At 72.5% G+C, this 25,203-nt stretch carries 13 protein-coding genes, 1 tRNA gene and 1 rRNA gene; 3 read left to right on the forward strand and 12 right to left on the reverse strand.

Annotation, left to right across the window (positions count from 1 at the left end):
* The first annotated feature begins 43 nt into the window (after positions 1-43).
* The gene (locus ACWDYF_RS18185; RefSeq protein ID WP_389470010.1) at positions 44-5,089 is read left to right on the forward strand and encodes an ATP-dependent helicase; all 5,046 of its coding nucleotides are present in this window, start codon (positions 44-46) and stop codon (positions 5,087-5,089) included.
* Between the two features lie 53 nt (positions 5,090-5,142).
* Positions 5,143-5,988, forward strand: a complete 846-nt coding sequence (locus ACWDYF_RS18190; protein ID WP_389470013.1) for an Fpg/Nei family DNA glycosylase — start codon at positions 5,143-5,145, stop codon at positions 5,986-5,988.
* Positions 5,989-6,052: 64 nt separating this feature from the next.
* On the opposite strand, the gene ACWDYF_RS18195 is transcribed toward ACWDYF_RS18190, so the two are convergent.
* The 9 genes from ACWDYF_RS18195 to ACWDYF_RS18235 all read right to left on the reverse strand — a co-directional run bounded on the left by ACWDYF_RS18195 (position 6,053) and on the right by ACWDYF_RS18235 (position 20,878).
* Positions 6,053-6,469 carry a hypothetical protein gene (locus tag ACWDYF_RS18195; RefSeq protein WP_389470016.1) on the reverse strand — a complete coding sequence of 139 codons (417 nt, stop codon included), beginning with the start codon at positions 6,467-6,469 and terminating at the stop codon, positions 6,053-6,055.
* Between the two features lie 302 nt (positions 6,470-6,771).
* A complete protein-coding gene (locus ACWDYF_RS18200; protein WP_018564735.1) occupies positions 6,772-7,149 on the reverse strand; it encodes a helix-turn-helix domain-containing protein in 378 nt (125 codons plus the stop codon).
* Between the two features lie 109 nt (positions 7,150-7,258).
* On the reverse strand, positions 7,259-7,804 hold the full coding sequence (locus ACWDYF_RS18205) for a CinA family protein (RefSeq protein WP_389470020.1): 546 nt from the start codon (positions 7,802-7,804) through the stop codon (positions 7,259-7,261).
* Positions 7,801-8,565 (reverse strand): CDP-diacylglycerol--glycerol-3-phosphate 3-phosphatidyltransferase, encoded by a 765-nt coding sequence (gene pgsA / locus ACWDYF_RS18210; RefSeq protein WP_026252008.1) that lies wholly within the window; start codon positions 8,563-8,565, stop codon positions 7,801-7,803. The genes ACWDYF_RS18205 and pgsA overlap by 4 nt, the downstream gene beginning before the upstream one ends.
* Positions 8,562-10,034: a 30S ribosomal protein S12 methylthiotransferase RimO gene (gene rimO / locus ACWDYF_RS18215; RefSeq protein ID WP_389470025.1), complete on the reverse strand. Its 1,473-nt coding sequence runs from the start codon at positions 10,032-10,034 to the stop codon at positions 8,562-8,564. Before rimO ends, pgsA begins: the two co-directional genes overlap by 4 nt.
* Before the next feature lie 113 nt (positions 10,035-10,147).
* A complete protein-coding gene (locus ACWDYF_RS18220; RefSeq protein WP_389470029.1) occupies positions 10,148-10,993 on the reverse strand; it encodes a helix-turn-helix domain-containing protein in 846 nt (281 codons plus the stop codon).
* Positions 10,994-11,327: 334 nt separating this feature from the next.
* Positions 11,328-14,165, reverse strand: coding sequence for a DNA translocase FtsK (locus tag ACWDYF_RS18225; protein WP_389470032.1), 2,838 nt, complete (start codon positions 14,163-14,165; stop codon positions 11,328-11,330).
* A 181-nt stretch (positions 14,166-14,346) separates the two neighbouring features.
* Positions 14,347-15,027: a response regulator gene (locus ACWDYF_RS18230; protein ID WP_381739371.1), complete on the reverse strand. Its 681-nt coding sequence runs from the start codon at positions 15,025-15,027 to the stop codon at positions 14,347-14,349.
* 325 nt (positions 15,028-15,352) lie between these two features.
* Positions 15,353-20,878, reverse strand: a complete 5,526-nt coding sequence (locus ACWDYF_RS18235) for a HAMP domain-containing protein (RefSeq protein WP_389470035.1) — start codon at positions 20,876-20,878, stop codon at positions 15,353-15,355.
* A 447-nt stretch (positions 20,879-21,325) separates the two neighbouring features.
* Here ACWDYF_RS18235 and ACWDYF_RS18240 point away from each other — a divergent pair, with 447 nt between their 5' ends.
* Complete coding sequence (locus tag ACWDYF_RS18240) at positions 21,326-24,094, forward strand: SpoIIE family protein phosphatase (protein WP_389470038.1); 2,769 nt, start codon at positions 21,326-21,328, stop codon at positions 24,092-24,094.
* Between the two features lie 114 nt (positions 24,095-24,208).
* On the opposite strand, the gene ACWDYF_RS18245 is transcribed toward ACWDYF_RS18240, so the two are convergent.
* From ACWDYF_RS18245 to rrf, 3 genes are all read right to left on the reverse strand, one after another.
* Positions 24,209-24,281 (reverse strand) — tRNA-Thr (locus ACWDYF_RS18245).
* A gap of 41 nt (positions 24,282-24,322) precedes the next feature.
* On the reverse strand, positions 24,323-25,018 hold the full coding sequence (locus tag ACWDYF_RS18250) for a DegT/DnrJ/EryC1/StrS family aminotransferase (RefSeq protein ID WP_026252012.1): 696 nt from the start codon (positions 25,016-25,018) through the stop codon (positions 24,323-24,325).
* Between the two features lie 99 nt (positions 25,019-25,117).
* Positions 25,118-25,203: ribosomal RNA gene (gene rrf / locus ACWDYF_RS18255) — 5S ribosomal RNA — on the reverse strand; the annotation flags it as partial.

The raw sequence follows: 25,203 nt of genomic DNA on the forward strand, positions 1-25,203 counted from the left end.
CGGGCCGGACCCCGTTGTCAGTGGCCGGGTGCAGGATGGACGCATGGTCAGCGACGCACACCGGGCCCTCGACGGCTTCTCCCCCGCGACCCGCGGCTGGTTCACGGGGGCGTTCTCCGCGCCCACCGCGGCCCAGGCGGGCGCGTGGCGGGCCATCGGCGCGGGCTCGGACGTGCTGGTCGTGGCCCCGACCGGGTCCGGCAAGACGCTGGCCGCCTTCCTCGCCGCCCTGGACCAGCTGGCCTCGACGCCGCCGCCGGCCGACCCGAAGAAGCGCTGCCGGGTGCTCTACGTCTCCCCGCTCAAGGCGCTCGCCGTCGACGTGGAGCGCAATCTGCGCAGTCCGCTCACCGGCATCCGGCAGGAGTCCGTCCGGCTGGGCCTGCCCGAGCCCGAGGTGAAGGTCGGCATCCGCTCGGGCGACACCCCGCCCGCCGAGCGCCGCGCCCTGTCCACCCGCCCGCCGGACATCCTGATCACCACCCCCGAGTCGCTGTTCCTGATGCTCACCTCGGCCGCCCGCGACGCGCTGACCGGCGTCGAGACGGTGATCCTGGACGAGGTGCACGCCGTGGCGGGCACCAAGCGCGGCGCCCATCTCGCGCTGACCCTGGAGCGCCTGGACGAACTGCTGCCGAAGCCCGCCCGCCGGATCGGGCTGTCCGCGACCGTCCGCCCGGTCGACGAGATCGCCCGTTATCTGTCCCCGCGCGGCAAGGTGGAGATCGTCCAGCCCGCGTCCGGCAAGGAGTTCGACCTGTCGGTGGTCGTCCCGGTGGAGGACCTGGGCGAGCTGGGCGCCTCCCCGGCCGCCGACGGCGACGACGGCGCGGAGCGCCCCTCGATCTGGCCGCATGTGGAGGAGCGCATCACCGACCTGGTGCAGGCGCACCGCTCCACCATCGTCTTCGCCAACTCCCGCCGCCTCGCCGAGCGCCTGTGCAACCGCCTCAACGAGATCGCCTACGAGCGGGCGACCGGCGAGCCCCTGGACGAGCACCACTCCCCGGCCGAGCTGATGGGCGGCTCGGGCGCGGCCCAGGGCGCGCCCCCGGTGATCGCCCGCGCCCACCACGGCTCGGTCTCCAAGGAGCAGCGCGCCCTGGTCGAGGAGGACCTGAAGGCGGGCCGCCTCCCGGCGGTGGTCGCCACCTCCAGCCTGGAGCTGGGCATCGACATGGGCGCCGTCGACCTCGTCGTGCAGGTCGAGTCGCCGCCGTCCGTCGCCTCCGGGCTCCAGCGTGTGGGCCGCGCGGGGCACCAGGTGGGCGCCGTCTCCACCGGCGTGGTCTTCCCGAAGTACCGCGGCGACCTGGTGCAGGCCGCGGTGGTGACCGAGCGGATGCGCACCGGTGCCATCGAGTCCCTGCGGGTGCCCGCCAACCCGCTGGACGTCCTCGCCCAGCAGCTCGTCGCGATGACGGCCCTGGACACCTGGCAGATCGACGACCTGCTGGCCGTGGTGCGCCGGGCGGCGCCGTTCGCCTCGCTGCCCGAGTCGGCGTTCACCGCCGTGCTCGACATGCTCGCCGGGCGCTATCCCTCGGACGCGTTCGCCGAGCTGCGCCCGCGCGTGGTGTGGGACCGGGTCGCGGGCACCGTCACCGGCCGGCCCGGCGCGCAGCGCCTCGCCGTCACCTCCGGCGGCACGATCCCCGACCGCGGGCTCTTCGGTGTCTTCCTCGCCGGTTCCGACCCCAAGAAGGGCGGCGGCCGGGTCGGCGAGCTGGACGAGGAGATGGTCTACGAGTCCCGGGTGGGCGACGTCTTCACCCTGGGCACGAGTTCCTGGCGCATCGAGGACATCACCCGCGACCGGGTCCTGGTCTCGCCCGCGCCGGGCGTACCGGGCCGCCTGCCCTTCTGGAAGGGCGACCAGCTGGGCCGCCCGCTGGAGCTGGGCCGCGCGGTCGGCGCGTTCCTGCGCGAGGTCGGCTCGCTGCCGCGGGAGGACGCGCGGCTGCGGCTGCTCGCCGCCGGTCTCGACGCGTGGGCCGCGGACAATGTGCTGTCCTATCTGGCCGAGCAGCGCGAGGCCTGCGGCCATGTCCCCGACGACCGGACCATCGTCGTGGAGCGCTTCCGCGACGAGCTGGGCGACTGGCGGGTCGTCGTGCACTCCCCCTTCGGCGCCCAGGTGCACGCCCCGTGGGCCCTGGCGCTCGGTGCCCGCCTGGCCGAGCGGTACGGCATGGACGCGCAGGTCATGCACGCGGACGACGGCATCGTGCTGCGCCTGCCCGACGCCGACCTCATGGGTCTGGACCTGCTCGACCAGGAGCCGTCGAAGGCCGGTGCGGAGTACGACGCCGAGCAGGCACCGGTGGGCGCCGCGGACGTCGCCTTCGACAAGGGCGAGGTCGACCAGGTCGTCACCGACCAGGTCGGCGGCTCGGCCCTGTTCGCCGCCCGCTTCCGCGAGTGCGCCGCCCGCGCGCTGCTGCTGCCCCGCCGCAACCCGGGCCGGCGCACCCCGCTGTGGCAGCAGCGCCAGCGCGCCGCCCAGCTGCTCCAGGTGGCGAGCGAGTTCGGCTCGTTCCCGATCGTCCTGGAGGCCGTCCGCGAGTGCCTCCAGGACGTCTTCGACGTGCCGGGGCTGGTCGAGCTGATGGGGGACATCGAGTCCCGCAAGGTCCGGCTGGTCGAGGTGACCACCCCCGAGCCGTCTCCCTTCGCCCGCTCCCTGCTCTTCGGCTATGTCGCCCAGTTCCTGTACGAGGGCGACTCGCCGCTGGCCGAGCGCCGCGCCGCCGCGCTCTCCCTGGACTCCCGGCTGCTGGCCGAACTGCTCGGCCAGGCCGAGCTGCGCGAGCTGCTGGACGCCGACGTGCTGGCCGAGCTGGAGCGGGAGGTGCGGTGGCTGACCGAGGACCGCCGGATCAAGGACATCGAGGGCGTCGCGGACCTCCTGCGGCTGCTCGGACCGCTCACCGACGAGGAGCTGGCCGAGCGCGGCGCGGAGCCGGGCTGGGCCGAGGAGCTGGCCGCCCGGCGCCGCGCCATCCGGGTCAGGATCGCGGGCACCCCGCAGTGGGCCGCGGTCGAGGACGCCGGACGGCTGCGCGACGCGCTGGGCACGGCGCTGCCGGTCGGCGTCCCGGAGGCGTTCACCGAACCGGTCAAGGATCCGCTGGGCGACCTCCTCGCGCGCTACGCCCGCACGCACGGCCCGTTCACCTCGGCGACCGCCGCGGCCCGTTTCGGTCTGGGGACGGCGGTCACCGAGGGCGCGTTGCAGCGGCTGGCCGCCGGGGGCCGGGTGGTCCAGGGCGAGTTCCATCCGGCGGGCATCGGACAGGAGTGGTGCGACGCGACGGTGCTGCGGCGGCTGCGGCGCCGCTCGCTGGCCGCGCTGCGGCACGAGCTGGAGCCGGTCCCGCCGCCCGCCCTCGCCCAGTTCCTGCCGCAGTGGCAGCACATCGGCAGGGGGCACGGCCTGCGGGGCACCGACGGACTGGTCCGCGCGGTCGAACAGCTCCAGGGCGCCTCCGTACCGGCGTCCGCCCTGGAGAAGCTCGTCCTGCCGTCCCGGGTGAGCGACTACACCCCGGCGATGCTCGACGAGCTCACCGCGGCGGGTGAGCTGGTGTGGGCGGGCGCCGGGGCGCTGCCCGGCAAGGACGGCTGGGTCTCGCTGTATCTGGCGGACGCGGCGCCGCTGCTCCTGCCGCCGCCGCACCCGCTGGAGCAGACCGCGCTGCACGCCTCCGTGCTGGACGCCCTCTCGGGCGGGTACGGCCTGTTCTTCCGCCAGATCGCCGACCGGGTCCGCGCCACCACCCACCCGGAGGCCACCGACCCCGAACTGGCCGACGCGCTCTGGGACCTCGTCTGGTCCGGCCGGCTCACCAACGACACCCTGGCCCCGATGCGCGCCCTGCTCGGCTCGGGCCGTACGGCCGGTTCCACCGCCCACCGCGCCAAGCGGGCCGTCCCGCGCGGGCGCTACGGCTCCCTGACCGCGGCGGCCCGCGCCGCCTCGCGCACGGGGCCGCCGACCGTGGCCGGACGCTGGTCGCTGCTGCCCGCCCACGAGCCGGATCCGACCGTGCGCGCCCACGCGCTGGCCCGCACCCTGCTCGACCGGCACGGCGTGGTCACCCGGGGCGCGGTCGCCGCGGAGGGCGTCGAGGGCGGCTTCTCGGCGGTGTACCGGATCCTGTCCGCCTTCGAGGACAGCGGGCAGGCGCGCCGCGGGTACGTGGTCGAGGGCCTGGGCGCCGCCCAGTTCGCGATGGACGGCGCCGTGGACCGGCTGCGCGCGGTGGCGAACGCCCGCGAGCGCGGCGAGGGACTGCCCGGCGCCCGTTCCGGTGACGGTGTCCCGGACGCTTTCGGCGCGGCCGCACCGGCACCCTCCGTCGCACCCGGGCGAGCCCCCGGCGGCCGGGCGCCCGCCGACGGCTCCCCGACCGCCGTACCCGACCTGACGTCCGCCTCCGACTGGACGTCCGCTCCCGACTGGGCGACCGACGTCGACTGGCCGCCCGCCGATCCCACCGCTTCCGCCCCGACCCCCTTCTCCCCTGGTGCCTACGTCTCCCCGGCCGATCTCGCCGCGCCCGGCGTGGGCGGCCCGCGCGGCGGCGACCGGAGAGGCGGCGGCCCCTCCTTCCCGTACGGTCCGGGGTCCGGCGGACGGCGGGGCGGCGGACGGCAGGACACCCCCGGCTCCCGCGCCGTCGTGCTCGCCGCCGCCGACCCCGCGAACGCCTACGGCGCCGCCCTGCCCTGGCCCGAGCCGCCGACCGGTGCCGGGCACAAGCCGGGACGCAAGGCAGGTTCCCTGGTGGTCCTCGTGGACGGCGAGCTGACGCTGTACATGGAGCGCGGCGGCAAGACCGTGCTGGCGTGGCCCGCCGGCCCGGACACCTCGAACGCCTCGGACATCTCGGACACCGCGCCCCTCGACGACCCGCGTCTGACGGCGGCGGCCGAGGGACTGGCCGCGGCGGCGCGCGCGGGCTCCCTCGGCACCGTCACGGTGGAGCGGATCAACGGCGCCCCCGCCCTGACCTCCCCCTTCGGCCCCCTGCTGGAGACGGCGGGCTTCATCGCGACCCCGCGCGGACTGCGGCTGCGCGCCTGATGCGGGCGCGGGCCACCGGAGCCGCGCGCCCGGCGCCGTGTCACCCTTGACGCATGCCCGAGGGTGACACGGTCTGGCAGGCCGCGAAGCGCTTGCACGACGCGCTCGCGGGCCAGGTGCTGGTCCGCAGCGACTTCCGGGTGCCGCGCTACGCCACCGCTGATCTGTCCGGCCGCAGGGTGCTGGACACCATCGCCCGGGGCAAACACCTGCTCACCCGGTTCGAGGGCGGTCTCACGCTGCACTCGCATCTGCGGATGGAGGGCGCCTGGAAGGTGTTCGGCAGCGGCGAACGCTGGAAGGGCGGCCCCGGGCACCAGATCCGCGTCGTCCTCGCCACCGCCGAGCGGTCTGCGGTCGGCTACCGCCTGCCCGTGCTGGAGCTGCTGCGCAGCACCGAGGAGGAACGCGTCGTCGGTCACCTCGGCCCGGACCTGCTCGGCCCCGACTGGGACGCCGAGCTGGCCCTGTCGCACCTCCTCGCCGACCCGGCCTGCCCGCTCGGCGAGGCCCTGCTCGACCAGCGCAACCTCGCCGGGATCGGCAATGTCTACAAGAGCGAGCTGTGCTTCCTGCTCGGCGTGACACCGTGGCTGCCCGTGGGCGCCCTGCCCGCCGACCGCGCGGCGAAGCTGCCCGCCCTCGCCCGGCGGCTCCTGGAGGCCAACCGCGAGCGCGTGGTCCGGCAGACCACGGGCCTGCGCGGTCAGGACCTGTTCGTCTACGGCCGTGCGCCCCGCCCCTGTCTGCGCTGCGGCACCTCGGTCCGCGTCGCCGACCAGGGCGACGGCTCCCAGGAACGTCCCACGTACTGGTGCCCGTCCTGCCAGGCCGGACCCGCTCCGCCGCCCGGTTCCTCGCAGCGGTGGCGCGACCGATACCACCGCACGCCCCGCTGACGCGCCGTCACCCCGAGGTCCGGACACGGCCGGACCACCGACACGGCCGGACCACCGCAGCCGCTCACTCAGCCGGACAGCGCCCCGACCCGTCCTCCGGCCGCTCAAGCCCTGGGCCCGCACCCGTCCCCGCCGCCGGACCGCCGCCCTCGCCGGACGTCGGCCACCCGCCCCCGGAGGACAGCGCTCCCCCGCCGTGCCCGTACGGCCAGCCGCCGGCCTCGGCCCACGACGAACCACCCAGATCCTGGGGCGCGGCGAACCGCTCACCCCCGTCGGCGCGGTCCGGGCAGGGAGACGCGGACGGCGCCCCCACGCAGTGCAGCGGCAGCACGCTCAGGCCCCAGCCGCCCGCCGCGACCGCCGCCTCCAGCACCCCCGCGCCGTCCGTCAGCACCAGACGCAGCACCGCCCACCACCACAAGGCTCCGAGCGCCAGGGCGGCGCCCCAGCGCAGTACCTGCCCCGCCGTCGCACCCACGCGCCCACCTCCAGCCCGACGCTAGAACGCCGCCCTCGCCCGCAGGAGGGCGCACCGGAGCACGCGGAGGTGCTTCTCCCGCTCCCTTGCGCCGGTCGACCGGAAATCGGTCCGTTCTCCACCCTCACCGGAGCGCAGCGCCCCGGCAAACGCGAGCGCCCCTCGCCCACGCCTCCGGGGACGGCCGCCTTCCGCGCGGCCCGGAGCACGCGAAAGGCCCCGGCCGCTGCCTCCCCGGTCTCCCGGAGACACCCCGGCCGGGGCCTCACGACGTCTTACGTCAGTTCACGCGCACAGAGCCGTCACGCGGCGACCACGTCCACCGCCTCGGCGGCGGGCGCCTTGATCGTCACCCGTTCCGGTGGCACGCCGGTCACCGACACGGAACCCAGCATCGGGCGAACCGGCGTGGGCACGGTATCGGTGGCCGCAGCGGACTGGGCCAGCTCGGCAAGGGCGAGTTCGTCGCTCACTTCCCGCATGAGCTCGGACATCCGTACGTCCAGCGCGTCGCAGATGGCGGAGAGCAGCTCGGAGGAAGCCTCCTTCTGCCCCCGCTCCACCTCGGAGAGATAGCCGAGCGAGACTCGGGCGGACGAGGAGACTTCGCGCAGAGTACGGCCCTGGCGTTGGCGCTGCCGACGCAGCACGTCACCCAGCAGGCGACGGAGCAGAATCATCGGTGGCTCCCTCCTCGGACCGCGTAGCCGCATCCTTCACGCCCCACCGTACCGCCTCGCGACGCGGCCGTGCGGGGAGCGATGTCGTGTTCACTCAGGGCTGTAAACATCAGAACCCCCCGTTCCGTTCCGTATCCTGTGCCCGCTCGTTCCCGGTGTGTTCGCCCGCTGTCCGCTCCAGGAGCAGGGCGAGTACGCTCCGTACACTCTCCATACGAATGTCCGCCCGGTCGCCGTTCAACCGCAGTGCGGCTGTTTTCCCGCCACCCGTCGCGCCGTCCTCGGCGTACGGCGGGCCCGCCACGGCCACGTAGACCGTGCCGACGGGCTGTCCGTCCTGGGGCTCGGGTCCGGCGACACCCGTGGTCGCGATGCCCCAGTCCGCACCCAGTGCCTCGCGCACTCCGGCCGCCATCTGGGCCGCGACCTGCGGATCCACCGCCCCGCGCTGCGCCAGCAGAGTGGCGTCCACGCCGAGCAGGCGGTGCTTGAGGTCCGTGGCGTAGGCGGTGACCGAACCCCGGAAGACCTTGGAGGCCCCGGGGACCGAGGTGATGTCCGCCGCGACGAGGCCACCGGTCAGCGACTCCGCGACTGCGAGCGTCTCACCCCTCACGGTCAGTAGTTCCACCACGTCGATGGCGTACGAACTCACGCTTCCGGTTCCTTCAACGCCGCCCTGCGCTCGGCGATTCCCTGCCTGCGCAGCACAATGGCCTGTTTCACATAGTCCAGGCCGGTCACCACGGTCAGCACCACGGCCGCGGCCATCACCCAGAACCTCAGGGTGGCCAGCCAGCCGGTCAGCGCCAGCACGTACATCCCGACGGCCACGCCCTGGGTGAGGGTCTTGAGCTTGCCGCCGCGGCTCGCGGGGATGACGCCGTAGCGGATGACCAGGAAGCGCAGCAGGGTGATGCCGAGTTCCCGGCCGAGGATCACGGCGGTCACCCACCAGGGCAGGTCGCCGAGGGCGGAGAGGCAGATGAGCGCCGCCCCCATGATCGCCTTGTCGGCGATGGGGTCGGCGATCTTCCCGAAGTCGGTGACGAGGTCGTACGTACGGGCCAGATGACCGTCGAACAGGTCGGTGATCATCGCGACGGCGAACGCCGCCCAGGCGAACGAGCGCCACGCCGGGTCGTAGCCGCCGTCGGCCAGCATCAGGGCCACGAAGGCGGGCACCAGCAGCAGCCGCAGCATGGTCAGCAGATTGGCGACGTTCCACACGCTCGCCTGGTTGACGGCGGCGGCGGTGATCTTCCCGCCGCGCGCGGGCCTGCCGGCGTCCTGCTCCCGTTCCGCGTCCTCGGCCCCCTGCCCTGCGGCGCCGGGGACCATGGCGGCGGACACCTGCTGGGCCGTGGGCCGCGCCCCGGGGGCGCCGCCCGCCGCGGATGCCGGGACTCCCGTCATCTGCCCGCCTCCTCACTCCACCCGAGCGGATCCGCCAGCGGCTCGGCGACCAGGTCGACGCCCTCGGTGCCGACCACCTTCGCCTCGACCATACGGCCGACGGTCAGGCCCGTGCCGCCGGTGAGCAGCACCTGGCCGTCGGTCTCGGGCGCCTGGTGCTCGGCCCGGCCGTACACCCCTTCCTCGGGGTCGACGGACTCGACGAGTACCCGCACGGTCTCGCCGACGCGCTCCTCGGCGCGCTGGGAGACCAGCTCCTCGGCCAGCCGGGAGACCCGGGCCAGCCGCTCGGCGACGACGTCCCCGTCGAGCTTGTTCTCGTAGGTGGCGGCCTCGGTGCCGTCCTCGTCGGAGTAGCCGAAGACGCCGATGGCGTCGAGCCGGGCGCCGGTGAGGAACCGCTCCAGTTCGGCGAGGTCGGCCGCCGACTCGCCGGGGAAGCCGACGATGAAGTTGGAGCGCACCCCGGCCTGGGGCGCCTTGGAGCGGATGGTGTCCAGCAGTTCCAGGAAGCGGTCGGTGTCGCCGAAGCGGCGCATGGCGCGCAGCACGCCGGGCGCGGAGTGCTGGAAGGAGAGGTCGAAGTAGGGGGCGACCTTCGGGGTGGAGGTGAGGACGTCGATCAGTCCGGGCCGCATCTCGGCGGGCTGGAGGTAGCTGACCCGCACCCGCTCCAGGCCGTCGACCTCCGCCAGCTCGGGCAGCAGGGACTCCAGCAGGCGGATGTCGCCGAGGTCCTTGCCGTAGGACGTGTTGTTCTCGGAGACCAGCATGATCTCCTTGACGCCCTGTTCGGCCAGCCACCGCGTCTCGTTCAGCACGTCGCTGGGGCGGCGGGAGATGAAGGAGCCGCGGAAGGAGGGGATGGCGCAGAAGGAGCAGCGGCGGTCGCAGCCGGAGGCGAGCTTGACGGAGGCGACCGGGGCGCCGTCCAGCCGGCGGCGCAGCGGTGCGCGCGGCCCGGAGGCGGGTGCGACGCCCTCGGGCAGGTCGGCGGGGCCGTGGCCCGGGATGGCGACCTCGGTGCCCGCGTCCTGGCGCTGGGCCGGGCTGATGGGCAGCAGCTTGCGGCGGTCACGGGGGGTGTGGGCGGCGTGGATGCCGCCGCTCAGGATGGTCTGGAGGCGGTCGGAGATGTCGGCGTAGTCGTCGAAGCCGAGCACGCCGTCGGCCTCGGGAAGGGCCTCGGCGAGTTCCTTGCCGTACCGCTCGGCCATGCAGCCGACGGCGACCACGGCCTGGGTTCTGCCGTGGTCCTTGAGGTCGTTGGCCTCCAGGAGGGCGTCGACGGAGTCCTTCTTGGCGGCTTCCACGAAGCCACAGGTGTTGACGACGGCGACATCGGCGTCCGCGGCGTCCTCCACGAGCTGCCAGCCGTCCGCCTCCAAACGGCCTGCGAGCTCCTCCGAGTCCACCTCGTTACGGGCGCAGCCGAGAGTGACGAGTGCGACGGTACGGCGTTCAGGCATGGGCTCAAGACTACTTTGTCCCGCCGACACCCCACGTCGAAGGGGTTGGCCGAGTACGGCCGGCCTCTTGTTCTCCTGCCTGGCGGGACCGCGGTCACGGGCAGGTCGCGATGTCACCCGACCTGGGGGTCGCCCTTGGTGTACGTGAGGCGTTCCACCGCGCCCGACTGGAACTGGTCCTCGATCTTCTTGCCGTTGACGTAGAGCTGGACCGCCCCGGCGTCGCCCAGGATCAGGTTGATCTTGGAGCTGTCCTGGAAGGTCTTGGACTCGCCCTTGCTCAGCAGGCCGTCGAAGAGCATGCGGCCGTTGTGGTCCTTGGCCGAGACCCAGCTGCGGCCGTTGGGCGCGCTGACCTGGACGGTCACCTTGTCCTGGGGCGCGGCGGCGATGGCGCTGTCCGAGGGCGCGGGCTTGGGACCGGCGGGCTTGGTGTGCTTGGGGGCGGGCGAGGGCGGGGTGCTCGTGGAGGCGGTGGAGCCCTCGGCGGCCTGCGCCTTGGCACTGGCGTCGCCGTCGTCGCCGCCCTTGAAGGCGGTGAAGCCGACGAAGCCGACGACCACGACGATCGCGGCGACCATGGCGGCGGTCCAGTTGGGTCCGCGGCGCTCGGGGCGGATGCGTTCCGCCTCGAAGAGCGGGGCGGCCGGGGTCGGCGCCGGGCGTCCGCCGTGTCCGGCGTCGAACCGGGCGAGCAGCGGGGCGGGGTCGAGACCCACCTCGCGTGCCAGGGTCCTGATGTGTCCCCGGGCGTAGACGTCCCCGCCGCACGGGGCGAAGTCGTCGGCCTCGATGGCGTGCACGATGGCGATACGGACGCGGGTGGCGGTGCTGACCTCGTCGACGGTGAGCCCGGCGGCGAGCCGGGCGTCCTTGAGGGATCGGCCGACGGAGGGGCCGGCTTCCTCGGATACGTCTTCGAACGGACGCTCGTCTTCAGGGGAGTTGCCGATGGACACGGGGGCGCCTTTCGAGCGTGTAGCCGCCTGTGCTGGAGGTTCAGTCTAGGGGTGTGCCGAAGGGTGGAGCGACCCGGCGGCGGTACTTTGTACGCCATCGGAATGGCCGGACAATCCGATGGTGGGACGGATGCGGAGCCGATGGCGGGACCCGCGTCCGGTGTCCTGCCCACGTTGACGTACGGCCAGGCGAAACGGTTGCCCGGCGCCGGTTAACGGGTGGATCACGGACGAGCGGACCCGGCCGGCCGGACCACCGGCCGGACCGGCCCGCCGCCCGCTCGCGGCACCGGTGTCCGCCGGGCGGCCGTCGGCCCCGGCGGACTCCTTGCGCCTACCCCTCGCTCTCGCCCCGAATCACGGCCAGCACGCCGTCGAGCTCGTCGGCCTTCACCAGCACGTCGCGCGCCTTGGACCCCTCGCTGGGCCCGACGATGTTCCGCGACTCCATCAGGTCCATCAGCCGCCCGGCCTTGGCGAAGCCGACGCGCAGCTTGCGCTGGAGCATGGACGTCGACCCGAACTGCGTGGAGACCACCAGCTCGGCCGCCTGGCACAGCAGGTCGAGGTCGTCGCCGATGTCCTCGTCGATCTCCTTCTTCTGCTTGCTGCCGACGACGACGTCGTCCCGGAACACCGGCGTCATCTGGTCCTTGCAGTGCTGGACGACCACCCCGACCTCGGCCTCGGTGACGAAGGCGCCCTGGAGCCGGGTCGGCTTGCTCGCCCCCATCGGCAGGAACAGCCCGTCGCCCTTGCCGATCAGCTTCTCGGCGCCGGGCTGGTCGAGGATGACCCGGCTGTCGGCGAGCGAGGAGGTGGCGAAGGCCAGCCGGGACGGCACGTTCGCCTTGATCAGACCGGTGACGACGTCGACCGAGGGCCGCTGGGTGGCGAGCACCAGGTGGATGCCGGCGGCGCGCGCGAGCTGCGTGATGCGCACGATCGCGTCCTCCACGTCGCGCGGCGCGACCATCATCAGGTCGGCCAGCTCGTCCACGATCACCAGCAGATACGGGTACGGCTGCAGCTCGCGCTCGCTGCCCTCCGGGGACTTCACCTTGCCGGCGCGCACGGCCGCGTTGAAGTCGTCGATGTGCCGGAAGCCGTACGCGGCCAGGTCGTCGTAGCGCAGGTCCATCTCGCGCACGACCCACTGGAGCGCCTCGGCGGCCCGCTTGGGGTTGGTGATGATCGGCGTGATCAGGTGCGGGATGCCCTCGTACGCGGTCAGTTCGACGCGCTTGGGGTCGACCAGGACCATGCGGACGTCCTCCGGGGTCGCCCGCATCATGATCGAGGTGATCAGGCAGTTGATGCAGGACGACTTGCCGGAGCCGGTGGCACCGGCCACCAGGATGTGCGGCATCTTCGCGATGTTGGCCATCACATAGCCGCCCTCGACGTCCTTGCCGAGCGCGACGAGCATCGGGTGGTCGTCCTCGGCCGCGGCCGCCAGGCGCAGCACGTCACCGAGGTTGACCATCTCCCGGTCGGTGTTGGGGATCTCGATGCCGACCGCCGACTTGCCGGGGATCGGGCTGATGATCCGCACGTCCGGGCTGGCGACGGCGTAGGCGATGTTCTTGGCCAGCGCGGTGATCCGCTCGACCTTCACGGCCGGGCCGAGTTCGACCTCGTAGCGGGTGACCGTCGGGCCGCGGGTGAAGCCGGTGACGCGCGCGTCGACCTTGAACTCGGTGAAGACGGTGGTCAGCGCGTCCACTATGGCGTCGTTCGCGGCGCTGCGCGCCTTGCCGGGGCCGCCCCGCTCCAGCAGGTCCAGGGACGGCCGGGCGTAGGTGATGTCGCCGGAGAGCTGGAGCTGTTCGGCGCGCGGCGGCAGGTCCTGGGTCTCGGCGGGCGGCGCCTTGGTGAGGTCGGGGACCCCGGCGGGGGGCTTCCCGGCCGCCGGGCGCGCCGGGGCGCCCGCTCCGGTGGCACTGGCCGTGGCACCGCTCGGCGCCGGTTCGCTCCGGGGGGGCGCGGCGGGCGCGTCCTGCTCGGGGCGGGCGGCCGGGACCGGGGTCGGCGTGGGGGTCTCGGCGCGGTCGCCGACAGTGACGCCCTGGGTGAGGTCGGCCACCACCGGGGAGGGCGGCATGCCGTGCAGGACGGCGCCGTCGAGCGCGGCGGCGGCAGCGGCGGCCACGTCCACCGCGTCCATCTGCCGTTCCATGTCGGGCTGCGGCACGGCGGAGCGCCGGGGCCGGCCGCGCCGCTTGGCGAGCGCCTCCTGCTCGGCGGTCTCGGGGTCGTAGCCCTGGTCCTGGGGGGCGCTGCGGCGCTTGCGGGGGCGCGCGGGCAGGGATTCGCGCCACTGCTCGTCGTAGCGCGCGTCGTCCTCGGTGTACTCGCCGTACCCGGCGTCCTCGTAGTCCTCGGGGTCGGGCAGCAGGCCCAGCTTCACCCCGAGCAGCCGCAGCCGCTGCGGGATGGCGTTGACGGGGGTGGCGGTGACGACCAGCAGGCCGAACACGGTCAGCAGCACCAGCAGCGGTACGGCCAGCACCTCGCCCATGGCGTACGTCAGCGGGGTCGCCGCGCCCCAGCCGATGAGACCTCCGGCGTCCCTTATCGCCTGCATGCCCTCGCTGCGGGCGGGCGAGCCGCAGGCGATGTGCACCTGGCCGAGCACCCCGAGGACGAGCGCCGACAGACCGATCACGATCCGGCCGTTGGCCTCGGGTTTCTCCGGGTGCCGGATGAAGCGGACGGCGATGATCCCGACCAGGATCGGCACCAGCAGGTCGAGCCGCCCGAAGGCGCCGGTGACCAGGATCTCGACCAGGTCGCCCACGGGACCGCGCAGATCGGCCCAGGTACCGGCGGCGACGATCAGCGCGACGGCGAGCAGCAGCAGGGCGATGCCGTCCTTGCGGTGCGCGGGGTCGAGGTTCTTCGCGCCCTGCCCTATGCCGCGGAAGACGGCGCCGACGGCGTGCGCGAGGCCGAGCCAGAGGGCGCGCACGACACGGAGCACGCCCCCGGTGGGGTTCGGCGCCGGCCGGGGCGCGGGCCTGGCCGCGGCGGCTTTCCTGGCGGGTGCCTTCTTCGCGGGAGCCTTCTTGGCCGGGGCTTTTTTCGCGGCGGCCTGCTTCGCCGGAGCCTTCGCGGAAGCGGCCGCCTTCTTCGCGGGCGGCTTGTTGGCTGCGGAGGGACGTGAGGCCATAGGTGCGAGATTACCGCCGGAGGCGGCGCCGGACACGTGTGCCCTCTGCTTCACCCGTTCGTGTCGTGGCTGTCCTTGCGGCAGTTGACCAGGGCTCACATGGGCTGCGGCCGCGCCCCGGACGTCCGGCGGGCGCGGCGACCGACTCCGCCGGGCGGCCCCAACGCGCCGCCGGTGGACGTCAGTTCTGCGAGGGGAGCGAGGAGGGACTGCCCGTGCCCGGCTCCAGCGCGTCCAGTGCGCGGCGCAGACCGGTGAGCTTGCGCTCCAGATGGGCCGCCGTCGCCACCGCCGCGGCGTCCGCCGAGTCGTCGTCGAGCTGCTTGGACAGCGCCTCCGCCTGCTCCTCGACCGCGGCCAGGCGCGCGGACAGCTCGGCGAGCAGTCCGGCCGCCTCCTTGCCGTCGCCGACGGCGCCCCGGCCGCCGCCCTCCAGCTGGAGCCGCAGCAGTGCCGCCTGCTCCTTCAGCTGGCAGTTCTTCATGTACAGATCGACGAAGACGGAGACCTTCGCGCGCAGCACCCAGGGGTCGAACGGCTTGGAGATGTAGTCCACCGCGCCCGCCGCGTAGCCGCGGAAGGTGTGGTGCGGCCCGTGGTTGATGGCGGTGAGGAAGATGATCGGGATGTCCCGGGTCCGCTCCCGCCGCTTGATGTGCGCGGCCGTCTCGAAACCGTCCATGCCCGGCATCTGGACGTCCAGCAGAATGACCGCGAAGTCGTCCGTGAGCAGCGCTTTGAGCGCTTCCTCCCCGGACGATGCCCGCACCAGCGTCTGATCGAGCGCGGAGAGGATGGCCTCCAGCGCCAGCAGATTCTCCGGCCGGTCATCGACCAGGAGGATCTTGGCCTTCTGCACCATGGCCCGCCCTCCTCGCCCCGGCTTGGGGCCGCCCCTGTCCGCAGGAATCGGGGCAGCACCGGTGAGTGCCGCCCCAGGGGACGACTTCCTTGCGCCGCCCGTCCTTGTGCCGGTCATCGTAGCCGCACCCCGCCTGTCACCACACCCTGTCACCGTGATGTCACAGTGCACGCAGCGGAAACGCGACGCGAGACCAGAAGGTTCCCCGAATCCCGTGTCCCTACACGGCATCGGGCACCCGGAACCGACAACTCCCGGCCCTCCGGGAAAGTTCCCGGAACCGGAACCCGGATCACCGCGGGCCCCGCGACCGTGTCACTCCTCGTCACTCCTCGCCCATCCAGTGCCGCATCACGCCCAGCAGATGATCGGGATCGACCGGTTTGGTCACATAGTCGGAGGCACCCGACTCGATCGCCTTCTCCCGGTCGCCCTTCATGGCCTTCGCGGTCAGCGCGATGATCGGCAGCCCCGCGAACTGCGGCATCCTGCGGATCGCCGTGGTCGTCGCGTACCCGTCCATCTCGGGCATCATGATGTCCATCAGCACCACCGCCACGTCGTCGTGCTGCTCCAGGACCTCGATGCCCTCGCGGCCGTTCTCGGCGTACAGCACCGACAGACCGTGCTGCTCCAGGACGCTGGTCAGCGCGAAGACGTTGCGGATGTCGTCGTCGACGATGAGCACCTTCTCGCCGCCGAACCGCACGTCCCGGTTCTGCTGCGGCGCCCCGGACGGCTCCGCGATCTGCGGCGACCACTGCTCCGGCCCGTCCTCGGGTCCCTGCTGCCCGGCGGCGGGCAGCGCCCTGCGGCGGCGGCGGAACAGCGCGGCGGCGCCGTTCTGCGTCTCCTGGTACGACTTCACCTCGGCCGGCGTCTCGACCTGGGCCGCCGTCAGCTCGGAGGCGTGCGACACGCCGGGCAGCTCGGTCAGCCGCGGCTCGCCGGCCTCCACCAGGTCGTCGGTGTCCAGGGCGGACACGGGCTGCTGGTAGCCGTGCGGCGGCAGGTCCCCCGGGTGCAGCGGCAGATAGAGCGTGAAGGTGGAGCCGCGGCCCGGCTCGCTCTGGGCGTAGATCTCGCCGCCCAGCAGTTGCGCGATCTCCCGCGAGATGGACAGCCCCAGCCCCGTACCGCCGTACTTGCGACTGGTGGTGCCGTCGGCCTGCTTGAACGCCTCGAAGATCACACCCATCTTGCTGGCCGCGATGCCGATACCGGTGTCGGTCACCGAGAACGCGATCATCTCCGTGTCCGGATCGGTCAGCGAGCCGACCTCCAGCAGTTGTTCCCGGATCGCCTGCGGCACATCACCACGCGCGGGCCGGATGACCAGCTCGACGGAGCCCGAGTCGGTGAACTTCACCGCGTTGGACAGCAGATTGCGCAGCACCTGGAGCAGCCGCTGCTCGTCGGTGTGCAGCGTGGCCGGAAGCTCCGGCGACACCCGCACCGACAGATCCAGGCCCTTCTCCGCGGTCAGCGGCCGGAAGGTGGCCTCCACGTAGTCGATCAGCTCGACGAGGGCGATACGCGTCGGGGAGACGTCCATCTTGCCCGCCTCGACCTTCGCCAGGTCCAGGATGTCGTTGATCAGCTGGAGCAGGTCCGAGCCCGCGCCGTGGATCGTCTCGGCGAACTCCACCTGCTTCGGGGAGAGGTTGCCCTCCGCGTTGTCGGCGAGCAGCTTGGCCAGGATCAGCAGCGAGTTCAGCGGCGTCCGCAGCTCGTGCGACATGTTGGCCAGGAACTCGCTGCGGTAGCGCATGGACACCGCGAGCTGCTCGGCGCGCTCCTCCAGGACCTGCCGGGCCTCCTCGATCTCGGAGTTCTTCGCCTCGATGTCGCGGTTCTGCTGGGCCAGCAGCTCGGCCTTCTCCTCCAGTTCGGCGTTGGACGCCTGGAGCGCCTTCTGCCGCTGCTCCAGCTCCTCGGAGCGCAGGCGCAGTTGCTCGGTCAGCTCCTGGGACTGCTTGAGCAACTGCTCGGTCTTGGTGTTGACGGAGATGGTGTTGACGCTGGTCGCGATCATCTCCGCGATCTGGTTGAGGAAGTCCTTCTGGATGTGCGTGAACGGCGTGAACGACGCCAGTTCGATCACGCCCAGCACCTTGCCCTCGAACAGCACCGGCAGCACGATCACCTGCGCGGGCGGCGCCTCGCCGAGCCCGGAGGAGATCTTCAGATAGCCGTTGGGCGCCCGCTCCACCAGGATCGTGCGCTTCTCCTCGGCGGCCGTCCCGATCAGCGCCTCACCGGGCCGGAACGAGGTCGGCATGGAGCCCATCGAGTAGCCGTAGGAGCCGAGCATCCGCAGCTCGTAGGCGTCCTCCTGGTCACCGCCGAGGTCCTTGTCGTCGGCGAGCGGCATGGCGACGAAGAAGGCGCCGTGCTGCGCGGAGACCACCGGCGTCAGCTCGCTCATGATCAGCGAGGCCACGTCCACCAGGTCGCGGCGGCCCTGCATCAGCGCGGAGATCCGGGCCAGATTGCCCTTGAGCCAGTCCTGCTCCTTGTTGGCGATCGTGGTGTCGCGCAGATTGGCGATCATCTTGTTGATCGAGTCCTGGACCTCCTGGATCTCCCCGGAGGCGTCCACGTCGATCTTCAGGTTGAGGTCGCCGCGGGTCACGGCGGTCGCCACGCGCGCGATGGCCCGCACCTGGCGGGTCAGGTTCCCGGCCATCTCGTTCACCGACTCGGTCAGGTCCCGCCAGGTGCCGTCGACGTCCCGCACCCGCGCCTGGCCGCCGAGCTGCCCCTCGGTGCCCACCTCGCGGGCCACGCGCGAGACCTCCTCGGCGAAGCTGGACAGCTGGTCGACCATCGTGTTGATGGTCGTCTTCAGCTCCAGGATCTCCCCGCGCGCGTCGATGTCGATCTTCTTGGTGAGATCGCCCTTGGCGATGGCCGTGGTCACCATGGCGATGTTGCGCACCTGGCCGGTCAGGTTGGACGCCATCTGGTTCACCGACTCGGTGAGGTCCTTCCATGTCCCCGCCACACCCGGCACGTACGCCTGCCCGCCCAGGATGCCGTCGGTGCCCACCTCGCGGGCCACCTTGGTCACCTGGTCGGCGAAGGAACTCAGCGTCTTCACCATGGTGTTGAAGGTGTCGGCGAGCTGCGCGACCTCGCCGCGCGCCTCGATCGTCACCGTCCGCGTCAGGTCGCCGTTGGCGACCGCCGCCGCGACCTGGGAGATGTTGCGCACCTGCATGGTCAGGTTGTTGGCCATCAGGTTGACGTTGTCGCTGAGGTCCTTCCAGATGCCGACGACGCCCCGCACGTGCGCCTGGCCGCCGAGGATGCCTTCCGTGCCCACCTCGCGGGCGACCCGCGTGACCTGCTCGGCGAAGGACGACAGCTGGTCGACCATCGTGTTCACCGTGGTGACGAGTTCGAGGATCTCGCCCTTGGCGTCGACGGTGATCTTCTTCGACAGGTCGCCCTTGGCGACGGCGGTGGTGACCTCGGCGATGTTGCGGACCTGGATGGTCAGGTTGTTCGCCATGAAGTTCACCGACTGGGTGAGGTCCTTCCAGGTGCCCGCCACACCCTGCACCTCGGCCTGGCCGCCCAGGATGCCCTCCGTGCCCACCTCGCGGGCCACCCGGGTGACCTCCTGGGCGAACGAGGAGAGCTGGTCCACCATCGTGTTCAGGGTGTTCTTCAGCTCCTGGATCTCCCCGCGGGCGTCCACGGTGATCTTCTGGGAGAGATCGCCGCGGGCCACGGCGGTGGCGACCTGCGCGATGTTGCGCACCTGCGAGGTCAGATTGCCCGCCATGCCGTTCACGGAGTCCGTCAGGTCCCGCCACACCCCGGCGACGCCGGGCACCTGCGCCTGGCCGCCGAGCCGCCCCTCGGTGCCCACCTCGCGCGCCACCTTGGTCACCTGGTCGGCGAAGGCGGAGAGCTGGTCGACCATCGTGTTGATGGTGTTCTTCAGCTCCAGGATCTCGCCGCGCGCGTCCACGTCGATCTTCTGCGAGAGGTCACCGCGGGCCACCGCCGTCGTCACCTGGGCGATGTTGCGCACCTGGCCCGTCAGGTTGGACGCCATGGAGTTGACGGAGTCCGTCAGCTCCTTCCACGTACCCGACACGCCGTCCACCCGCGCCTGGCCGCCCAGGCGCCCCTCGGTGCCCACGTCACGGGCCATCCGGGTCACCTGGTCGGCGAACGAGGACAGCTGGTCCACCATGGTGTTCACGGTGTTCTTCAGCTGGAGCATCTCGCCGGAGACGTCCACGGTGACCTTCTGGGAGAGGTCGCCGTTGGCCACCGCCGTCGTCACCTGGGCGATGTTGCGCACCTGGCCGGTGAGGTTGCGGAACGCGGTGTTGACGGAGTCCGTCAGGTCCTTCCAGGTACCCGCCGCGCCCGGCACCTGCGCCTGGCCGCCCAGCTCGCCCTCGACGCCGATCTCCCGCGCGACCCGGGTGACCTCGGCGCCGAACGCCGACAGCTGGTCGACCATCGTGTTGACGGTGTTCTTCAGCTCCAGCATCTCGCCGGCCACATCCACGGTGACCTTCTGCGACAGGTCACCGCTGGCCACCGCCGTCGTCACCGCGGCGATGTCCCGCACCTGCGTGGTCAGGTTCCGGAACACCGTGTTGACGGAGTCCGTCAGGTCCTTCCACGTCCCGGCCACGCCCGGCACGATCGCCTGCCCGCCGAGCCTGCCCTCCGCGCCGACCTCGTTGGCCACCCGGGTGACCTCGTCCGCGAAGATCCGCAGCGTCTCGGTCATCTGGTTGATCGTCTCGGCGAGCCGCGCGACCTCGCCGCGCGCCGGAACGGTCACCTTCTGCGACAGATCGCCGTTGGCGACCGCGGTGGTGACCTGCGCGATCCCGCGCACCTGGGCCGTCAGGTTCCCGGCCATCAGGTTCACCGAGTCGGTGAGCTCCTTCCAGGTGCCGTCGACACCCGGCACATGCGCCTGGCCGCCCAGGATGCCGTCCGTGCCCACCTCGCGGGCGACGCGCGTCACCTCCGAGGAGAACGCCGACAGCTGGTCCACCATCGTGTTGACGGTGTTCTTCAGCTCCAGCATCTCCCCGGCCACGTCGACCGTGACCTTCCGCGACAGATCGCCCCTGGCCACCGCCGTGGTCACCAGCGCGATGTCCCGCACCTGCGCCGTCAGCCGGGACGCCATGGTGTTCACGGAGTCCGTGAGGTCCTTCCAGGAACCCGACAGACCGCGCACCCGCGCCTGACCGCCCAGCTTGCCCTCGGTGCCCACCTCGCTGGCCACGCGCGTGACCTCGTCGGTGAACGCGGACAACTGGTCGACCAGGTTGTTGACGGTCCGGCCCACCTTCAGGAACTCGCCCCGCAGCGGATGCCCGGCCCCCTCCGGCGCCTGCGTGCGCAGCTCCATGCGCGGCGACAGATCGCCCTCGGCGACCGCCGACAGCACCCGGCCGACCTCGGAGACGGGCCGTACGAGATCGTCGACCAGCGCGTTGGAGTGGTCGATCGCGGCGGCCCAGGACCCCTCGCAGGCGCCCGTCTCCAGCCGCTCCGTGAGCTTTCCCTCACGTCCCACCACGCGCCGTACCCGCGACAGCTCACCGGTCAGATGCAGATTGCGGTCGGCCACCTCGTTGAAGACCGCGGCGATCTCCGACATCACGCCGTCCCCGGACACCGTGAGGCGCTTGCGGAAGTTCCCGTCCCGCATCCCCACCAGCGCGGCCAGCAGCCGGTTCAGGGCGGCCGTGTCGACCGTCGTCGTCGCACCCCTCGGCGTGCGCCGACTGCTCAGGGACTGCCCGGACTGACCGCCTTTCGCGCGCGTCTTCGTGCCCCGCGTCGCTGCGCCAGACTCCACTGTGTCCCTCCCGCAGGGGTCGACCGTCACTGCTGTGCTCCGGATACTGCTGCCGGTCCTGCCGATCCGATGACGCCGCGCCGGTACGACTAGTCCGTCGCCCCGGCCCGCGCCCTCGTCACTGCCGCGCCGCTTCCGCCCCGGTACGACCGGGCCGCACCCGGGGTCACAGCCCCACCAGGGGTTGCTGCCCCGCATACGGGGACCGCACTCGGCCCGTCCGCACCGTCAACAGAAGCCTGCCCAGTGTTTCACCCCTGCGGAACCAGGCCATAACAGTTCGGCAGCTTCGCACACCGTCCGCACACCCTCCGGGCGAAAACACTGGTGACCGGCATCCGCACGGACGGCGAAGGTAAGTAACCTTGCATGCGGCTGTCCAGCCACGGTCCGTCCGGCCTGGACGGTGGCAGGGAGACCAGCGGGCATCGGAGGGCATCCGCACACATGACCACCGGAGTGATCCCCGGGGGACAGCCCCCGGAGCCACGGCCGACGGGGCCGAACGCTCCCCAGCTGCCGGAGCAGCGGGGCGAACCGGGCGGCCGCGGGGGCCGGGATGCCGACGACCGGACGAGGAGTTCTGTGATCACCGCGCGCGCGGCCGCCAGCTTCGAGCCACTGGGGCGATCGGTCGCGACCGCCCGCTCCTTCGTCCGCGACACCCTCCAAGGGTGGGGCTTCGGCGACATCGTCGACGACGCCGTGGTCCTCACCAGCGAGCTGGTCACCAACGCCGTCGTGCACGCGGGCACCGCGGCGGACGTGCTGTGCCTGCGCAGCGACCACGGGGTGCGCATCGAGGTCGCCGACCGCTACCCCGAGCGCGAGGTCCCGCTCCAGAGCGCCGCCGTCTCCATGGGCAGCCCCGACCGCGAGGGCGGACGCGGACTCCAGCTGTGCGCGGCCCTCGCCGGCCGCTGGGGCGTGGAGTACACGCCCACGCACAAGAACGTCTGGTTCCGCCTCGACCTGCCCGAACGCCCGGTCGGCACCCGCACCGCCGGTCCCTCCCTGCCCGCCGAGATGCTCCCGCTCGCCGACGGCCGGGTCCGCGTCGCCGTCGTCCAGATCGACCGCGGCGGCACCATCACCGCCTGGAACGACGACGCCGAGGAACTCTTCGGCTACTCCGCCGAACAGGTGACCGGCAAGCCCCTCACCGACCTCGCGGCCTGGCCGCACACCCCCGGCACCGGCACCGGCATCGCCGAGGCACTGCGCCTGTCCCGCTGGGAGGGCAGCTACGGCATCCGCGGCGCCCACGGCCGGGTCATCCCGGTCTACGCCTCCCATCTGCGCGTCCGCGACACCGGCGGCGAACCCTCGACGGTCTGCCTGCTCGTCCGCGACCACGAGCGCGCCGTGCTCCAGACCCCGGTCCGCGCCGCCTCCTCCGGCGACACCAAGTCCGGCTCGGCGGACGGCAGCGGCACCGACCCCTTCGAGGTCTTCATCGGCTCCCCCGCCCCCGACGACCTCGACGGCCTCCTCCAGCGCACGGTGGAACGCGCCCGCGACATGCTCGACGGCGACGCCGCCTTCCTGCTCCTGGCCACCGACGACGAGACGGAACTGGAGGTCCGCGCCTCCACCGGCCTGCCCTCCGCCCGCCAGCGCTTCGCCCGCGTCCCCGTCGAGGCCGGACCCGGCCGCTACGGCTCGGCCCGGATGCCCGCCGTCCACGACGACCTGACCGCCGCCCCCGGCGCCGTGCCCCTGCTCGGCGGTACGGGCATGCGCTCCGTCGTCACGGTCCCGCTGAAGGTCGAGGGCCGCCTCACCGGCTCCCTCGGCGTCGCCGCGGAGGCGCCCGGCAGATACTCCAACGAGGAGGCGCTGCGCCTCCAGTTCGCCGCCGACCGCATCGCCCTGGCCGTCGAGTCGGCCCGCCTCGGCGAGCTGGAACGGCTGCGCCGCGGCTCGCTGAGCTTCCTCGTCGAGGCGTCCGACCTGCTGGCCGGCACCCTGGACCGCGACCAGACCCTCGCCCTGATGGCCCAGATGACGGTCCCCACCCTGGCCACCTGGTGCGCCGTCTACACGATCGCCGACCAGGCGTCCGAGCCCTACCTCTCCTACGTGCTGCACGAGGACGAGGAACTGATCGACGGCATCAAGTCCCTGCTGTCGAAGATCGCCCCGCCCGACCCGGTGCCGACCCCCGGCGCCCGCGTCTGGTCCGCGCCCGGCGAGGCGGCCCACCAGGCGGCCCTGCGCACCTCCATGCGCAGCCTCAGCCTGGGCGATTCGCACCACCGCATCGGTACGACCATCGGCCCGACCCTCGCCACCGCCGCGGCGGTCGGCGGCGAGACGGTCGTCCTGCCCCTGGTCGCCCGCAACCGCGTCATCGGCATGCTGACCCTCGGCAAGCCCACTGACGAGCACTTCCGCCAGGAGATCCTCGAACTGGCCGAGGACCTCAGCCGCCGCGCCGCGCTCGCCCTGGACAACGCCCGCCTCTACTCCGAGCGCACCGCCATCAGCCAGTCCCTCCAGCGCAGCCTGCTGCCGCCCGGCCTGCCCCAGATCGACGGCGTCGAGGTCGACGTCATCTACCGCGCGGCCGGTGAGGGCAACGAGGTCGGCGGCGACTTCTACGACCTCTTCCCCATCCGCGACGGCGCCTACGGCTTCGCCATCGGCGACGTCTGCGGTACGGGCCCGGAGGCGGCGGCCGTCACCGGCCTCGCCCGGCACGCCCTGCGCCTGCTGGCCCGCGAGGGCTACGGCGGCCCCGCGGTCCTGGAGCGCCTGAACTCCGCGATCCTCGACGAGGGCGCCCGCAGCCGCTTCCTGACACTCCTCTACGGCGAGCTGTGGCCCCAGGAGGACGGCAGCGCCCGGCTGAAGGTGGTCTGCGCCGGTCATCCGCTGCCGCTGCGCCTGCGGCAGGACGGCACGGTCGAACCGGCCGCCGAACCGCAGCCGCTGCTCGGCGTGATGGAGGACCTGGAGCTGTACGAGCAGTCGGTCACGCTCGATCCCGGCGACGTCCTGCTCTGCGTCACCGACGGCGTCACCGAACGCCGCGAGGGCACCCGCATGCTGGGCGACGACGGCCTCGCGGACGTCCTCACCACGTGCACGGGGCTGACGGCCGGCGCGGTCGCCGCCCGCATCATGCGGGCCGTGGAGCGCTTCGCTTCGGACGCGCCGTCCGACGACATGGCGATCCTGGCCATGCGCGTCCCGGAGGTCCTCAACTCCTGACCCGTGCGGGTCCCCCGCCGGGGGACCCGCACACTCCCCCACTCACCGGGACCCACCGAAACGCGGCGAAAACGCGAAAGACCCCGCCCGAAAGGGCGGGGTCTTTCCTGTCGGAGCCCCCAAACGGAATCGAACCGTTGACCTTCTCCTTACCATGGAGACGCTCTGCCGACTGAGCTATGGGGGCCTGTCGCCTTTTCGGGGTTTCCCCCTCGGCAACGGAATAGATCATACCCCGAACACAGCCGTGCTCCCAACCACGACCGGTCCGCCGAGCGCATTGCACGCGGTGACGATCCGCTGCATCTCCCGTCGCGTCAGAGCGGCGTCCACCGGCAGCGCCAGCGTCTCCTCCGCGGCCCGCTCCGTCTCCGGCAGCGACACGCAGCGGCGGAACTCGGGCAGCCGGTGCACGGGCGTCTTCACGGGCACCCGGCAGTCGACTCCCTTGGCGCGTACGGCCCGTGCGAACGCGTCCCGGTCCGGCCGTCCGTTCCCCGGTACCCGCACCACGTACTGCTGGTAGATGTGCCCGTCGCCCCCGTCGGGCGTCCGTACGCCCCGCAGCCGCGCGTCCAGATAGGCGGCTCGCTCCCGGCGCCGTGCCGTCTCCTCGTGCGGCGCCTCGGACTCGCCGTGCTCCAGCACCAGCAGCCCGTGCCGCTGTCCGGCCGCGTGCAGCCGCGCCCGGTCCGCCGACCGCCCGAAGCGGTGCACGACGACCACGGCCGCCGTACGCGCGGTCACAGCCGCCTCGACCGCCGACGCGTCGAGGCAGTACGTCACGGGGTCTATGTCGGCGAACACCGGCAACGCACCGGCCTGGACGACCGCTTCCGCGACCTCCACGTTCCCGAACGCCGGCACGACGACCTCGTCACCGACTCCGACGCCGGCGGCCCTGAGCAGTGCAGCAGTACCCATGCCGCGGATGCTTGCGTGGCCATGTGAACACCAAGTGGCCGGAAACAAAAAAGGGTTGGACCCTGAACCGAAGTTCGGGGTCCAACCCTTTGAATGATTGTTCGGCGGTGTCCTACTCTCCCACAGGGTCCCCCCTGCAGTACCATCGGCGCTGTGAGGCTTAGCTTCCGGGTTCGGAATGTAAC

It is taken from the genome of Streptomyces sp. NPDC003284, assembly GCF_053589675.1.

Bases quoted from the DNA above. Each gene is read 5' to 3' on its own strand.
- ACWDYF_RS18250 (WP_026252012.1), bottom strand. From the start codon at position 25,018: ATGGGTACTGCTGCACTGCTCAGGGCCGCCGGCGTCGGAGTCGGTGAC.
- ACWDYF_RS18225 (WP_389470032.1), bottom strand. From the start codon at position 14,165: ATGGCCTCACGTCCCTCCGCAGCCAACAAGCCGCCCGCGAAGAAGGCG.
- ACWDYF_RS18230 (WP_381739371.1), bottom strand. From the start codon at position 15,027: ATGGTGCAGAAGGCCAAGATCCTCCTGGTCGATGACCGGCCGGAGAAT.
- ACWDYF_RS18190 (WP_389470013.1), top strand. From the start codon at position 5,143: ATGCCCGAGGGTGACACGGTCTGGCAGGCCGCGAAGCGCTTGCACGAC.
- rimO (WP_389470025.1), bottom strand. From the start codon at position 10,034: ATGCCTGAACGCCGTACCGTCGCACTCGTCACTCTCGGCTGCGCCCGT.
- pgsA (WP_026252008.1), bottom strand. From the start codon at position 8,565: ATGACGGGAGTCCCGGCATCCGCGGCGGGCGGCGCCCCCGGGGCGCGG.
- ACWDYF_RS18200 (WP_018564735.1), bottom strand. From the start codon at position 7,149: ATGATTCTGCTCCGTCGCCTGCTGGGTGACGTGCTGCGTCGGCAGCGC.
- ACWDYF_RS18240 (WP_389470038.1), top strand. From the start codon at position 21,326: ATGACCACCGGAGTGATCCCCGGGGGACAGCCCCCGGAGCCACGGCCG.
- ACWDYF_RS18185 (WP_389470010.1), top strand. From the start codon at position 44: ATGGTCAGCGACGCACACCGGGCCCTCGACGGCTTCTCCCCCGCGACC.